General features: G+C 73.9%; 13 protein-coding genes. 12 read left to right on the plus strand and 1 reads right to left on the minus strand.

Annotated elements, in window-relative coordinates; translation table 11 throughout:
• Positions 1-3: 3 nt before the first annotated feature.
• From SNR22_RS21705 to SNR22_RS21750, 10 genes are all read left to right on the plus strand, one after another.
• Complete coding sequence (locus tag SNR22_RS21705) at positions 4-651, plus strand: RNA polymerase sigma factor (protein WP_320068468.1); 648 nt, start codon at positions 4-6, stop codon at positions 649-651.
• Positions 648-1,538, plus strand: a complete 891-nt coding sequence (locus tag SNR22_RS21710) for a hypothetical protein (protein ID WP_320068469.1) — start codon at positions 648-650, stop codon at positions 1,536-1,538. The genes SNR22_RS21705 and SNR22_RS21710 overlap by 4 nt, the downstream gene beginning before the upstream one ends.
• Positions 1,539-1,753: 215 nt before the next feature.
• On the plus strand, positions 1,754-2,983 hold the full coding sequence (gene egtA, locus SNR22_RS21715; protein WP_320068470.1) for an ergothioneine biosynthesis glutamate--cysteine ligase EgtA: 1,230 nt from the start codon (positions 1,754-1,756) through the stop codon (positions 2,981-2,983).
• Entirely contained in the window at positions 2,983-4,314 is a 1,332-nt protein-coding gene (gene egtB / locus SNR22_RS21720) for an ergothioneine biosynthesis protein EgtB (RefSeq protein ID WP_320068471.1), read from the plus strand. Before egtA ends, egtB begins: the two co-directional genes overlap by 1 nt.
• A 64-nt stretch (positions 4,315-4,378) precedes the next feature.
• The gene (gene egtC / locus SNR22_RS21725) at positions 4,379-5,161 is read left to right on the plus strand and encodes an ergothioneine biosynthesis protein EgtC (protein WP_320068568.1); all 783 of its coding nucleotides are present in this window, start codon (positions 4,379-4,381) and stop codon (positions 5,159-5,161) included.
• 19 nt (positions 5,162-5,180) lie between these two features.
• Entirely contained in the window at positions 5,181-6,146 is a 966-nt protein-coding gene (gene egtD / locus SNR22_RS21730) for an L-histidine N(alpha)-methyltransferase (RefSeq protein WP_320068472.1), read from the plus strand.
• 212 nt (positions 6,147-6,358) lie between these two features.
• Positions 6,359-6,946: a TMEM165/GDT1 family protein gene (locus SNR22_RS21735; RefSeq protein ID WP_320068473.1), complete on the plus strand. Its 588-nt coding sequence runs from the start codon at positions 6,359-6,361 to the stop codon at positions 6,944-6,946.
• Between the two features lie 38 nt (positions 6,947-6,984).
• Positions 6,985-7,338: a DUF1622 domain-containing protein gene (locus SNR22_RS21740; RefSeq protein WP_320068474.1), complete on the plus strand. Its 354-nt coding sequence runs from the start codon at positions 6,985-6,987 to the stop codon at positions 7,336-7,338.
• A 202-nt stretch (positions 7,339-7,540) separates the two neighbouring features.
• Entirely contained in the window at positions 7,541-7,747 is a 207-nt protein-coding gene (locus SNR22_RS21745) for a hypothetical protein (RefSeq protein ID WP_320068475.1), read from the plus strand.
• A gap of 457 nt (positions 7,748-8,204) precedes the next feature.
• Positions 8,205-9,677 (plus strand): polysaccharide biosynthesis tyrosine autokinase, encoded by a 1,473-nt coding sequence (locus SNR22_RS21750; RefSeq protein WP_320068476.1) that lies wholly within the window; start codon positions 8,205-8,207, stop codon positions 9,675-9,677.
• Here SNR22_RS21750 and SNR22_RS21755 read toward each other — a convergent pair.
• A complete protein-coding gene (locus SNR22_RS21755; RefSeq protein WP_320068477.1) occupies positions 9,658-10,212 on the minus strand; it encodes a low molecular weight phosphatase family protein in 555 nt (184 codons plus the stop codon). The two genes, SNR22_RS21750 and SNR22_RS21755, sit on opposite strands and share 20 nt — an antisense overlap.
• A 192-nt stretch (positions 10,213-10,404) precedes the next feature.
• On the opposite strand from SNR22_RS21755, the gene SNR22_RS21760 reads away from it, so the two are divergent.
• Positions 10,405-11,658, plus strand: a complete 1,254-nt coding sequence (locus SNR22_RS21760) for a glycosyltransferase family 4 protein (protein WP_320068478.1) — start codon at positions 10,405-10,407, stop codon at positions 11,656-11,658.
• 154 nt (positions 11,659-11,812) lie between these two features.
• Positions 11,813-13,534, plus strand: coding sequence for a DUF4012 domain-containing protein (locus tag SNR22_RS21765; RefSeq protein ID WP_320068479.1), 1,722 nt, complete (start codon positions 11,813-11,815; stop codon positions 13,532-13,534).
• The last annotated feature ends 4 nt before the right edge of the window (positions 13,535-13,538 follow it).

Raw genomic sequence — 13,538 nt, forward strand, 5'->3', positions numbered from 1 at the left:
GCCATGGCCGGTGAGCTGAACGAGGCGGTCGTCGCGGCGCAGTCCGGCGATGAGGAGGCCTTCCGCTTCCTCTACCGCAGCCTCCAGCCCGGCCTGCTGCGGTACCTGACGGCCCTGGTCGGGACGGAGGCGGAGGACGTCGCCTCCGAGACGTGGTTACAGATCTCCCGCGACCTGCCCACCTTCACCAGCGGTGAGTTCCGGGCCTGGACCGTCACCATCGCCCGGAACCGAGCCATGGACCATCTGCGCCGCCAGCGCCGTCGGCCCTCGCTGCCGGTGCCGGTGCAGGAGCTCAGCGACCTGGCCGGCGACGCCGACACGGCCGAGCGGGCCGGGGAGATCCTCGGCACCGAGGCAGCGCTGGCGCTGATCGCCACTCTGCCGCCCCGGGAGGCCGAGGCGGTGCTGCTGCGCGCGGTGATCGGCCTCGACGCCGAGACCGCAGGCCGGGTGCTGGGCCGCCGGGCCGGCGCGGTGCGCACCGCCGCCCACCGTGGCCTGCGCCGGCTCGCCGCCATCATGCAACGTCACGACCCCGCCCCGACCGTCGCGCAGCTCGCCACCTCGCCCCGTTCCCGCCCGAATTGGCCGACGTCGGGCGCCCAGGACGCCGCGCCGGCCGAGGGCGATGTGAGGGGAGTCCGATGAGATTGCGCCAACCCGAGGGCCCCGAGCGTCCCGCCGGCCGCACCGAGTCCGACCGGCTCCTCGACGCGGCCCCCGCCGGTCGGGCTGCCACCGTTCCCGGCCCGGCAGCGGCTGCTCGGGAAGCCGACGCCGCCGCGGGCCGGGACTTCGTCGGCCCCGGCCGACCCGACGGGGCGTCGGCCGCCGATCCACTGGTCCGCCTGCTCACCGCCGCCGCGGGTCCGGCCCGGCCCGGCGAACTCGCCGGCGAGGAGGCGGCGCTCGCTGCCTTCCGTGCCGCCCGTGCCGTCCCGGCGCGGGCCTCGGCGCGGGCGCCCCGTCGACGCCGGCTCACCGTCGGTGCGGTGGCCTGGATCGGGGCGCTGGCCGTCACGGCCACCGCCGGTGTCGCGTTCGCGGCGGCCACCCTCGATCGGAAGGAGGGACCGGCGCCGGTCACCGCCCCGACCCATCCCGCCCCCACCCGCCCCGCCCCCACCGGGAGCGGCCCCACGGGCCCCGGCCCCACCTCCAGCGGCATTGCCACCCCCAGCGGCGACGCCGCCACGACGGGCGAGGCCAGTCCGAACGCACCCTCCGGGCCCGCCACACCGACGCCTACCGGGCCGGGGCGCTCGGGCGGCGGCGCCCAACTGCCCGGGCTGTGCCGGGCGTACCTGACCAAGCCGGCCGCCCAGCGGGAACGGGCGCTGACCAGGCCCGGTTTCGCCCCCCTGGTCGCCGCGGCGGGCGGGGTCGCCCAGGTGAAGAACTTCTGCCGGGCACTGGTGTCCGAGACCGGACCCGACCGCACGCCCACGCCCCGTCCATCCCGTCCCCTCCCGCCCGACGCGGACAAGACGGCCGGCGAGAACCCGGACGCGGTCGGCGCCACGCCCGCGGCCTAACGGCGGAGACGACCACGTCCCGTCACGTCGAACCGGGGTGCTCCCGCCGCGAGCGGTCCGTGCCGGGCACCGCCCACCACGAAACACCTGTTACGCCAAGACGAGCGGATCTCGTCTGCTAGACAGAGGATGGGTACACCGCGGATGCCCCGGACCGGTCGCGAACGGCCGCCGTCGGCGTGGTCGTCTGCCCAGCGAGGGGAGGAATTCGTCTCGTGGTGACATCGCCGGAGCTGGATCGCAACACGCTGCGGGAGGCCGCCGACGCGGCCCGCCACATCGCCCGGATCTGCTTCAAGACCGGCCCGCCCGTCCATACCGGCGTCGAACTGGAATGGACCGTGCACGACGCCGCCGACCCCGCCCTCCCCGTCGACCGGGAGCGGCTGCTGTCGGCGCTGGGGCCACACAGCCCCCGTACGATCGACGACTCCAGCCCCGCCGCACCGCTGCGGCACGGCAGCGTCGTGACCGTCGAGCCCGGCGGCCAACTGGAGATATCCACCCCGCCGCGACGCTGCGTCGTTGCGCTGATCGAGGCCACCGACGCCGACATCGCCCAGGTCACCGACCTGCTCCGGGCCGCTGGCCTGGTGCTCGGCCGCACCGGCATCGACCCCTTCCGGGCACCGCGCCCCGTCGTGGAGACGCCGCGCTATCTCGCCATGCGGTGCGTGTTCGACCGACGCGGGGCGGCCGGCCGGACCATGATGTACAGCACCGCCGGCCTCCAGGTCTGCCTCGACGCGGGCGAGTCGGCCCAGGTGGCGGCCCGCTGGGCGGCGGCGCACGCCGTCGGCCCGCCGCTGCTCGCCGCGTTCGCCACCGCCGGGCGACATGCCGGGCGGCGCACCGGGTGGGCGTCCGCGCGGATGGCAGCCTGGCTGGGTATCGACCCGGCCCGTACCCGGCCGGTCTGGTCCCCGGCCCGGCCCGACGCGGACCCGGTAGCGGCCTGGACGGCGTACGCGATGGCCGCGCCGCTGCTCTGCCTGCGTGACGACGCCGCGGACTGGACGCCGCCGGCCGGGGTGACCTTCGGCGACTGGCTCGCCGGCGCGCTGCCCCGCCCACCCACCACCGACGACCTGGACTACCACCTGAGCACCCTGTTCCCGGTGGTGCGGCCCCGGGGCTACCTGGAGATCCGCTACCTGGACGCCCAGCCGGGGCCGGACTGGCGGCTTCCGCTGGCAGTGCTGGCCGCGCTCTTCGCCGACCCCGCCACGGTGACCCGGGCCGCGACGGTCGCCGCGCCGGTGGCCGACCGGTGGCACGCCGCGGCCCGGCACGGGCTGGCCGACCCGGCGCTGGCGCGGGCCGCCGCCGACCTGCTCGACCTCGCGTTGGCGGCCCTGCCGCGACTCGACCTGCCGGGCCCACTGCGCGACGAGACGACCCGTGGACTACGGCGGCGGTTGGCCGCCGCGGAGAGGGGACAGTAGTGACGACCGTCCACGACCTCGGCGCGGAGCAGCTACGCGGCCGGATCGCCGCCGAGTTGGAGCGCACCCGCGCGCGGACCACCCTGCTCACCGAGGCGGTCGACGACGACGACCTGACCCGCCAGCATTCTCCCCTGATGTCCCCCCTGGTGTGGGACCTGGCCCACGTCGGCAACCAGGAGGAACTCTGGCTGGTCCGGGACGTCGGCGGGCGCGAGCCCGTCCGCCGGGACATCGACGACCTGTACGACGCGTTCAAGCAGCCCCGCAGGGACCGCCCGGCGCTGCCGCTGCTGCCCCCGGCCGAGGCCCGTGCCTACCTCGCCACCGTGCGGGACAAGGTGCACGACCTGCTCGACCGGGTGCCGTTCACCGACCGGCCGCTGGTCGCCGACGGGTTCGCCTTCGGCATGATCGTCCAGCACGAGCAGCAGCATGACGAGACCATGCTCGCCACCCACCAGTTGCGGGCCGGCCCGCCGGTGCTGCACGCCCCGCCCCCGCCCGAGCCCCGCGCCCGGGTCGTCGACGAGGTCCTCGTCCCGGCCGGCGAGTTCACCATGGGCACCTCCACCGACGCGTGGGCGCTGGACAACGAGCGGCCCGCCCGCACCGTGCGGCTGCCCGCGTACGTCATCGACGCCGCCCCGGTCACCAACGGCCGGTACGCCGAGTTCATCGCCGACGGCGGGTACGCCGACCCGCGCTGGTGGGGCGAGGCCGGTTGGCGGCACCGCACCGAGGCCGGGCTCACCGCGCCGTTGCACTGGCGGCGCGACGGCGGCGGGTGGGCGTACCAGCGGTTCGGCCGGTGGTCGCCGGTGCGCGCCGACGAGCCGGTGGTGCACGTCTGCTGGTACGAGGCCCAGGCGTACGCGGCGTGGGCCGGCAAGCGGCTGCCCACCGAGGCCGAGTGGGAGAAGGCCGCCCGCTGGGACCCGGCGACCGGCCGGTCCCGCCGTTACCCCTGGGGCGACGAGGACCCGACCGCCGAGCACGCCAACCTCGGCCAGCGGCACCTGTGGCCGGCCCCGGTGGGGGCGTACCCGGCCGGCGCGTCCGCGCTGGGGGTGCACCAGCTCGTCGGCGACGTGTGGGAGTGGACGGCCAGCACGTTCCGGGGCCACCCCGGTTTCACCGCTTTCCCCTACCGGGAGTACTCGGAGGTGTTCTTCGGCGACGACCACCGGGTGCTGCGCGGCGGGTCCTTCGGCACCGACCGGGCCGCCTGCCGGGGCACGTTCCGCAACTGGGACTACCCGATCCGGCGGCAGATCTTCAGCGGCTTCCGCTGCGCCCGCGACGCCCGGCCGGACGAGTCGCCCCGGTGACGCCGCACCCGGGGGTCGTCGCGCGCTTCGTGCCCCGGTGGCCGTCCGGCGGCGGGGCCGCCTGATGTGCCGGCACCTCGCGTACGTCGGGACGCCGGTGACCCTGCGTACCCTGCTGTACGACCCGCCGTACTCGCTGGCGCGACAGTCCTGGGCACCGCGGGACATGCGCGGCGGCGGGACGATCAACGCCGACGGCTTCGGCGTCGGCTGGTACCCGACCGGCGGTGGCGAGCCGGTCCGGTACCGGCGGGGCACGCCGATGTGGAGCGACGTGACGCTGCCGGAGTTGGCCGCGACGACCACCAGCGGCGCGGTGCTGGCCGCCGTCCGGTCGGCCACCGTCGGCATGCCGGTGCTCAACACCGCCGCCGCGCCGTTCGCCGAGGGGCCGTGGCTGTTCAGCCACAACGGGGTGGTCCGCGGCTGGCCCGATTCGGTGGCCGGGATGGCCGGGCGGCTACCCGTACGCGACCTGCTCACCCTCGACGCGCCGACCGACGCCGCGCTGCTCTGGGCGCTGGTGCGCCATCGGCTGCGCGCCGGCGACGATCCGGCGCGGGCGGTCGCCGCCACGGTGACGCGGGTCGCGGCGGCGGCGCCCGGGTCGCGGCTCAACCTGCTGCTGACCGACGGGCACACCGTCGTGGCCAGCGTCGCCGGGCACGCGTTGTCGGTCCGGCAGACCCCCGGCGCGGTGCTGGTGGCCTCGGAACCGCACGACGACGACTCCGGCTGGCAGGCGGTGCCGGAGGGGCGGCTGGTGGTGGCCACGGCCGCGGGGGCGCGGATCGGCGCGCTGGCCGACGGAGAGGTGACGCCCGGCCGACGGGTGGGAACGACGTGAGCGAGGGAGGGGACACCTGATGAGCGCGGAACCGCTGGAGATCTGTCTGGAGGAGCAGGACCTTGGCCGGGGCCTGCGGGACGACGTCCGCACCGGGCTGGCCGCGACGCCGAAGTGGCTGCCGCCCAAGTGGTTCTACGACGCCCGGGGCAGTGAGCTGTTCGAGGAGATCACCCGCCTGCCGGAGTACTACCCGACGCGGGCGGAGCGGTCGGTGCTGGCCGAACGGGCCGGCGAGATCGCCGAGCTGACCGGGGCGAAGACCCTGATCGAGTTGGGCTCCGGCTCGTCGGAGAAGACCCGGCTGCTGTTGGACGCCTTCACCCGGCGCGGCGGCCTGGGCACCTTCGTGCCGTTGGACGTCTCGGTCAGCGCCCTGCGGCAGTCCACCGCGCAGCTCGCCGCCGACTACCCGGGGCTGCGGGTACGCGGCATCGTCGGTGACTTCACCCGTCACCTCGACCGGTTGCCCGCCGGCGGGCGTCGGCTGGTGATCTTCCTCGGCGGGACGATCGGCAACCTGCTTCCCGCCGAGCGGGCCGACTTCCTCGCCGACATGCGCGCAGCTCTGGAACCCGGCGACTGGCTGCTGATCGGCACCGACCTGGTGAAGGACCCGGCGGTGATCGTCCCCGCCTACGACGACACGGCCGGGGTGACCGCCGAGTTCAACCGCAACGTGCTGCGGGTGGTCAACCGGGAGTTGGGCGCCGACTTCGATCCGGAGGCGTTCACCCACGTCGCGCTCTGGGACGTGGAGCAGGAGTGGATCGAGATGCGGCTGCGCGCCGAGCGACGGGTGCGCGTCCGGGTGCTCGACCTGGACGTGGAGTTCGCCCCGGGGGAGGAGCTGCGTACCGAGGTGTCGGCGAAGTTCCGCCCGGAGCGGATCGCAACGGAGTTGACGGTAGCGGGCTTCACCGCCCACGAGTTCTGGACCGACGCCGACGGCCTCTTCGGTGTCACGCTGGCCCGCGCCGACTGAGCCCGCCCGGCACCCGAGCGGAGGGGCCGGTTAAGCTACCGGGGCGAAGGGGAGTAGCCCCCAATGTCGTGGTCGACACACTGGTGCGTTCCGCATCCGGCCACGCGGCCTCACCGTGAGGTGAGGCGGGCGAGACCTTCGACTCAGGCTGTGCACAACGGCCGGGTCGAGGGCGCCCCATACCCCGGCCCGGCACCATCGGGAAGGGTGTCATGGAAGGTTTCTTCGTCGCGCTGGTCGTCAGCTTCGGCGTCATCTTCGTCGCGGAGTTGGGCGACAAGTCCCAGCTGATGGCGCTGACGTTCGCCACGCGGTTCAAGACGCTGCCGGTGCTGATCGGCATCACGATCGCCACCGCCCTCGTCCACCTGGCCTCGGTGGCCATCGGTTACGGCCTTGGCGCCGCCCTGCCCACCGACTGGATCTCGCTCATCGCCGGCATCGCGTTCCTGGGTTTCGGCGCCTGGACGCTTCGCGGGGACAGGCTCACCGAGGAGGAGAAGCGTAAGGCGGAGCTCAGCAACAAGTCCGCCATCGTCGCCGTCGGCATCGCGTTCTTCATCGCCGAGCTGGGCGACAAGACGATGCTGGCCACCATCACCCTGGCCACCAAGTACGGCTGGTTCGGCACCTGGCTCGGCTCGACGATCGGCATGGTGGCCGCGGATGCCCTGGCCATCGTCGTCGGCCGGATGCTCGGCCGGCACCTGCCCGAGCGTGCCATCCGGTACGGCGCGGCGGTGCTCTTCGCCATCTGCGGTCTCTGGCTGATCTTCGAGGCCCTCGCCGAACTCGCCTGAGCCCGACTACCGCCCGCCGGGGCGGGTAACGGCCCGGGGTGAGGTGGGACGAGATCCTGCGGCACGTCGACCAGGTGCTGGTCGCCGTGGTGGAGGTCATCGGCGCATTGGTGATCTTCGTTGGCGCGGTCTGGGCGGCGCTGCGGTTCGTGGTCGAGGGACTGCGTCACCGCAGCGCCGCCGTCTTTACTCCCATCCGGCTCTCCCTCGGCCGATTCCTCATCCTCGGGCTGGAGTTCCAGCTCGCCGCCGACATCCTGCGTACCGCCGTGTCGCCGACCTTCGACCAGCTCGGCAAGCTCGCGGCCGTCGCCGCCATCCGGACCGCGCTGAACTTCTTCCTGCGCCGCGAGATCGCCCAGGAGCAGCGACAGGTGCACCCGGGGCGGTGACTGGTTGGTTCCCGCACAGGGCTGGCGGGGCCGCCGCGATCGTCGTGCTGCGCACCGTGCTGTGGAGGACGCTGACCGCCGGCACGGCACCGCCAGGCCGGGGACACCGCGTCGACTCTTCCGCACCGCGCTGCGCGGGAGGCGATCACGCCTTACGGTGGGCGACGAGAGACGAATCCGGAAATAGCGGGAGGATAGCGACATGAGTCGGCACGACGAGCCCAACGAGTACGGTTTCGCCGGCGGCGCCACCGCGCCCCAGCCCCAGCCCGGCGGACGCCCCGACGAGCAGGACCTGGCCGAGCAGGTGGCCGTCCCGGGCGACGACCTCACCGAGCCGGTCACCGACGCGCTCACCGAGGAGACCGAGCAGTCGGACGAGGGCGAGCGGGAAAAGCGCCGCCGCTGACCGCAACCGGGCGGGGCGGGCCCCGGCCCCGGTGATCATGGAGTTAGCGCCACGACACGCCGAGGTGGGCGCCGCTAACTCCATGATCACCGGGGCCGGGGCCGGGGCCGGGGCCGGGGCTGGGGCTGGTTGTGGTCAGCGGCGGCGCTGCTCTGCGGACCCCGGCCGGTCGGTCGGGCAGTGGAGCGTCGCGCGGTGATCGTCCGCCGCGTCGCACGTCACCTCGGGGGGCCCGGGGCAGTTGTTCCGAACGCATTCGGCGATGACCTGCCCTATTAACGGCGGTGCCTTCGTGAATGGGCCGTTTGGCGTATTTCGACCGCTTACATCCTCTACAGTCGGTGAAAACCGAATGCGCTGGGTGGAGCTGTCGGAGCCGGTGACCGCCCCGTGACTGCTGAGGAGCTCTTGTGCTTGACAAGTCGACCGCACGGACCGGACGGGGGCTTCCCGGCTGATGGACGTTCGCGATTACCTCCGGGCCGTCCGACGCAGCTGGTGGGTGGTCCTGCTCGCCGTCATGGTGAGTCTGGGCGTGGCCGCGCTGGTCACGGTCCAGACGAAGCCCCGGTACGTCGCCTCGGTGACCTACTTCGTCACCATCCCCAACCAGGGGGTCAGCGAGGCGTACCAGGGCAGCATCTTCATGCAGCAGCGCGTCAAGTCCTACACCGACCTGTTGGAGAGCGACCGGCTGGCGCAGAGCGTCGTGGCGAAGACCCCGCTCGGGCTCACCGCGGAGGAGGTGCAGTCCCGGATCAACGCCAGCACCGTCCCCGACACCGTCCTGCTGCGCGGCACCGTCACCGACACCGACGCGGCCCGGGCGCTGCGGCTGACCGAGGCGGTCTCCGCGCAGTTCGTCGAGCTGGTCCGGGCCGTGGAGACCCCCGTCGAGGGGCGGACCGCCCCGATCAAGGTGGAGGTGATCAGCGGGCCCCGGGTCGGTTCCACCCCGGTGTCACCCAAGCCGGGGCTCAACCTCGCCATCGGCGCCCTCGTCGGCCTGCTCGCCGGCCTCGGTCTGGCCGTGCTCCGTACCCGGCTCGACACGCGGCTGCGGGACACCGTCGGCCTTCAGCGTGCCACCGGCAGCCCGCTGCTCGGCGAGATCCCCTTCGACCCCGCCGCGCGCGCGGCGCCGCTGATCGTCGGTGCGGCGGCCAACTCGGCGCGCGCCGAGGCGGTCCGCAAGCTCCGGACGAACCTGCGCTTCGTCGACGTCCACGAGCCGGCCCGGGTCATTGCGGTGACCAGCGCGCTGAAGGGGGAGGGAAAGACCACCCTCTCCTGCAATCTGGCCATCGCGCTCGCCGAGGCCGGCTGGCGGGTCGCGCTGGTCGACGCCGACCTCCGTCGGCCGAAGGTGGCCGAGTACCTGGGTCTGGAGTCGAGCGTCGGGCTGACCGACGTGTTGCTCGGCGACGTCAACGTGGGAGACGTGGTGCAGCGGTGGGGCGACAAGTCCCTGCTGGTGCTCCCCGCCGGCTCGATCCCGCCGAACCCCAGCGAGCTGCTCGGCTCCAAGGCGATGGCCGACCTGCTGCTGGTGTTGCGCGAGTCGGCGGACATCGTCGTGATCGACACCGCCCCGTTGCGCAACGTCACCGACGGCGTGGTCGTCGCCGTCCAGGCCGACGGGGCGCTGCTGGTCAGTCGGTACGGTCGCACCGATCGTGGCCAGGTCGCCGCCGCCGCGCAGTCGCTCCAGTCGGTCTCCGTCCGGCTGCTCGGGTGTGTGCTCAACATGGGGAAGCTCGGCCGCGCCGACGTCGACCGTTACGAGAGCTACCGGGTCGACACGCCCGCCGTGCCGCCGGCTGCTCCGGCGGAGCGGGCCGGCACCCCGACCACCGAGCGGGCCAACGGGTTCTTTGCTCCCGAGCAGGCCGCCGACCCGACGCAGGAACTCACCCGGCTGCCTCGATGAGCGCGGCGACCGGTGTCAGCGACCGCTCGATCTCCTGCGCGCAGCGCCGGAAATCCGCCGGCGTGCCGCCGATCGGGTCGACGAGGTCGTCGTCGGCCGCGGCGGTCGGCTGCATCCGCCCCCGGGTCTGGGCGGCGGCCCGCACCGCCGCCCGCAGCGCCCCGGCGTCCGTGGTGTCCGGGGCGTCGGCCAGCTCCGCGAGCCGACCGAACTGGCGCAGGGTGAAGGTGCGGTGCAGGGCGGCGGGGGCCAACGACACGCAGGCGGCCCGCTGGTGCCGGGTCGCGGTCAGCACCAGGGCGGCGTCGGTCAACCGGCCGGCGGTCAGCGCCCGGCTACGGAACGCCGCCGGGTCACGCCCGGTCCCGGCGACCACCTGCGCGGCGTACGGGTGCATCGGCCGGCCCTCCACGGCGGCCGTGCCGGCGCTGGCGACCTCGACCGGCAGCTTCGCCAGGAGCCAGCCGGCCAGGTACTCGGCCATCGGTGAGCGGCACAGGTTGGCGTGGCAGACGAACAGGATTCGGTCGGCCATCGGAGACTCTCCCAGCGGTCGGGTGGCGCGTCGACCCGGTCCCGTCCGGGCGCCGGGCCGGGCCGGCGCCGCCGGACCGCTGCCGGCCGGGGCGACGCCGGTGGACGGCGGGTTGCCGGCATCGTACGTGGCATTTGCCACAGAAAGTCCCCTCGCCGCGCCGAACGGTGATCGTCAAGGTGGGGAGGGTCGATGAGGATCGGCATCCTGGCGTACCACTTCCCGCCGGAGCCGGCGTTCATCCCCGGCAGCCTCGCCGAGGAGCTGGCCGCCCGCGGCCACGAGGTCCGGGTGCTGACTGGCTTCCCCGACTACCCGGGCGGCCACGGCTATCCGGGCTGGCGGCAGCGGTGGCGTTACGAGAGCCGCAGTGAGCGGTTGACCGTACGGCGGGTGCCGCGCTGGAGCGGCGGTGACGCCTCCGTCCGTGCCCGGATGGCGAGCTGGATCTCCTTCGCCGCGAGCGTCGGGACAATCGGCCGGGGGCATCTGGCCGGTGTCGACGCGCTCTACGTCCACCAACTGCCGCCGACGACCTTCGCGGCGGTCGGGCTGCTGCGTCTGCTCGGCGCGGTCCCGACGTTGCTGCACGTCCAGGACGTGCATCCGGACCTGCCCGGGTCGGCGGAAGCGCCGAGCCCCTGGGCGGCCCGGCTCGCCGCCGCCACCCGTCGGCTCTACCGCTGCGCCGACCTGGTCGCGGTCGCCGCCCCCGCCCTGGGTGACCTGGTGGTCGCCGGTGGCGCCGAGCCGGACCGGGTGCGGCTGGTGCTCAACTGGACCGACGAGCGGCTCTTCCGTCCCGCGGAGCCGACCAGGGAGGCCCGCCGGCTCGTCCGGGGCGACGGCCGCTGCGCGGTGATGCATGCCGGCACCATCGGTTCCCGGCAGGGCCTGGAGACGGCCGTCCGGGCCGCCGCACCGTTGCAGGGCACGATGGACCTGGTCCTGGTCGGCTCGGGCCCGGACGAGCCGCGGGTACGCGGCCTCGCCGCGGAGTTGGGTGCCGGCAACGTTCGGTTCGTCGCCCGGCGGTCGCCGCTGGAGATGGCCGACCTGTACGCGGCGGCCGACTACCAGCTCGTGATGCTGCGCGACCTGCCGGAGTTGCGCGGGACGGTTCCCGCCAAGCTCCAGGCCGCCTTCAGCTGCGCCTCGCCGGTGGTGGCCTCCGCCGGAGGCGACACCGTGGAGATCGTGGAACGGGCCCGGGCCGGGCTGTCCTGCCCGCCCGGGGACTGGGCCACCCTGGCCGACCGTTTCTGGCTGGCCGCCACCATTCCACCGCCGGCCCGGCTCGAGATGGGCCGGCGTGGCCGGGAGACCTACCTGCGGGACATGTCGCTGCGCGGCGGGGTGGACCGGGTCGAGCGCCTGCTCCACGAGGTGGCCGCCCGCCGACGCCCACCGGATGTCGCGGAGAGGGCTACCGGTACCGGACATTGAGCCCAATAAACGCCATATAGCCATGCACCCGCGCAAAACGTGCTATAAAGTGACTAATCATCATTATTTCTGGTTTCCGGCGGGAGCGGGTGTGAACGAAGGAGTGCGGGAGCGACGTCGAGGGCGCAGGTCCCGACGACGCATTCGGGCGCGGGTGCGTCGCACCCTGCTCGCCGGGCTGATCGTCGGCTCGCTCGTCCTGCTCGGCGGCGGCTGGGTGGGTTACCGCGGCTGGCAGGCGCGGGCCCACCTGCTCAACGCCGCCGGGCTGGCGCAACAACTCAGCGCCGAGGTGATGGGCTCCGACGTCGACCGGGCGCGACGGACCCTCGCGGCCCTTCAGGAGCAGGCCGGCGAGGCCCGCGCCGCGACCGGCGACCCGGGCTGGCGGGTCGGCCAGCACGCCCCGTACGCCGGGGACGACCTCGGCGCGGTGCGCCAGGTCGCGGTGGCGATCGACGAACTCGCGCGGGACGCGTTTCCCACCCTGCTGCGCGCCGACCTCTCCACCCTCCTGCCCGGCAAGGGGCGGCTGGACGTCGCCCGGCTCCGGACCGTCTCGTCCCAGCTCACCGAGACCGACGAGGTCGTTCGACGGGCCCGCGACCGGATCGCCGCCGTCCCCACCACCGGCCTGGTCGGCCAGGTCCGGCAGGCCGTGACCGACCTGCGTGCCGAGATCGACCAACTGGCCACGCTGACCGGGGGTGCCGACCAGGCCGCCCGCCTGCTGCCGACCCTGCTCGGCGCGGACGGAGCGCGTAGGTACCTGATGGTGTCGCAGAACCCCGCTGAGCTGCGCGCCACCGGGGGCATGTTCGGCGCCTACGCGGTGATCGAGGCCGAGGCAGGCGTGCTCCGGATGGGTGAGCAGAGCTCCGTCGGCGGGCTCGGCCAGTTCGACCTGGCCTCGAAGCTGAGCCCCGAGGTGCGCAACCTCTACACCGACCTGGTCGGCACGTACCCGGCGGACGTCAATCTGACCCCGGACTTCCCGACCGCCGCGGCGCTGTTTCGGCAGATGTACACCGAACGCAGCGGCACGACCGTCGACGGCGTGCTCGCGGTCGACCCGGTGGTCCTGTCGTACCTGCTCAGGGCCACCGGACCGGTGACCGTGCCGGGCCACACCACCCTGGTCAGCGACAAGGTCGTGCGCACCCTGCTCTCCGACACGTACCAGCGGCTGGACCAGAAGGGGCAGGACGAGTTCTTCGCGGCCTCGGCCTCGGCGGTCTTCAGCGCCTTCTTCACCCGCGACGTGAACCCCCGGGCGTTCCTGTCCGCACTGGACCGCGCCATCGGCGAACGACGGATCCTGTTCTGGAGCGCCCACCAGGCCGAGCAGCGGGTCATCGTCGGCAACCGGTTGGGCGGCTCCCTCCCCGACCAGGAGAAGGTGCCCACCGTCGGCGTGTTCCTCAACGACGGTAGCGGCGCGAAGCTCGGCTACTACCTGCGGCCGTCGGCGACGCTGACCGTCGGGGAGTGCCGCCCCGACGGCCGCCGGCTGCTGCTGCTGCGGTTCACGCTGCACTCGACCGCGCCCGCGCGTGGGCTTTCCCCGTCCGTCCTCGGTCTGGGGCTGGCCGGAGACCCGTACACCGCCCGCACGCTGGTCTCCGTCTACAGCCCGGCCGGCGGTGCGGTGCTCACCAGCCGGCTCGACGGCGTCGCGCTGCGGGTCGGCAGCGGAACCGAACGGCGACGGCAGGCCGTCATCGCCACCGTCGAGGTGCGCCCCGGCGCCACCCGAACCCTCGAGGTCGACGTGCTGACCGGCAAGACCGGCAGCGGTGACGGCGACCTCTGGCTCACCCCGACCGCCACCCCGTGGACCACCCAGATTAAGTCCGCACCACATTGTGATCAGTAGGAGG

This window comes from Micromonospora sp. RTGN7, from assembly GCF_033804645.1.
Lineage (GTDB): Bacteria > Actinomycetota > Actinomycetes > Mycobacteriales > Micromonosporaceae > Micromonospora.

Coding starts and splice junctions, on each gene's coding strand:
- SNR22_RS21705 (WP_320068468.1), top strand. CDS start 4: ATGGCCGGTGAGCTGAACGAGGCGGTCGTCGCGGCGCAGTCCGGCGAT.
- SNR22_RS21760 (WP_320068478.1), top strand. CDS start 10,405: ATGAGGATCGGCATCCTGGCGTACCACTTCCCGCCGGAGCCGGCGTTC.
- egtD (WP_320068472.1), top strand. CDS start 5,181: ATGAGCGCGGAACCGCTGGAGATCTGTCTGGAGGAGCAGGACCTTGGC.
- SNR22_RS21745 (WP_320068475.1), top strand. CDS start 7,541: ATGAGTCGGCACGACGAGCCCAACGAGTACGGTTTCGCCGGCGGCGCC.
- SNR22_RS21755 (WP_320068477.1), bottom strand. CDS start 10,212: ATGGCCGACCGAATCCTGTTCGTCTGCCACGCCAACCTGTGCCGCTCA.
- egtC (WP_320068568.1), top strand. CDS start 4,379: ATGTGCCGGCACCTCGCGTACGTCGGGACGCCGGTGACCCTGCGTACC.
- SNR22_RS21735 (WP_320068473.1), top strand. CDS start 6,359: ATGGAAGGTTTCTTCGTCGCGCTGGTCGTCAGCTTCGGCGTCATCTTC.
- SNR22_RS21710 (WP_320068469.1), top strand. CDS start 648: ATGAGATTGCGCCAACCCGAGGGCCCCGAGCGTCCCGCCGGCCGCACC.
- SNR22_RS21750 (WP_320068476.1), top strand. CDS start 8,205: ATGGACGTTCGCGATTACCTCCGGGCCGTCCGACGCAGCTGGTGGGTG.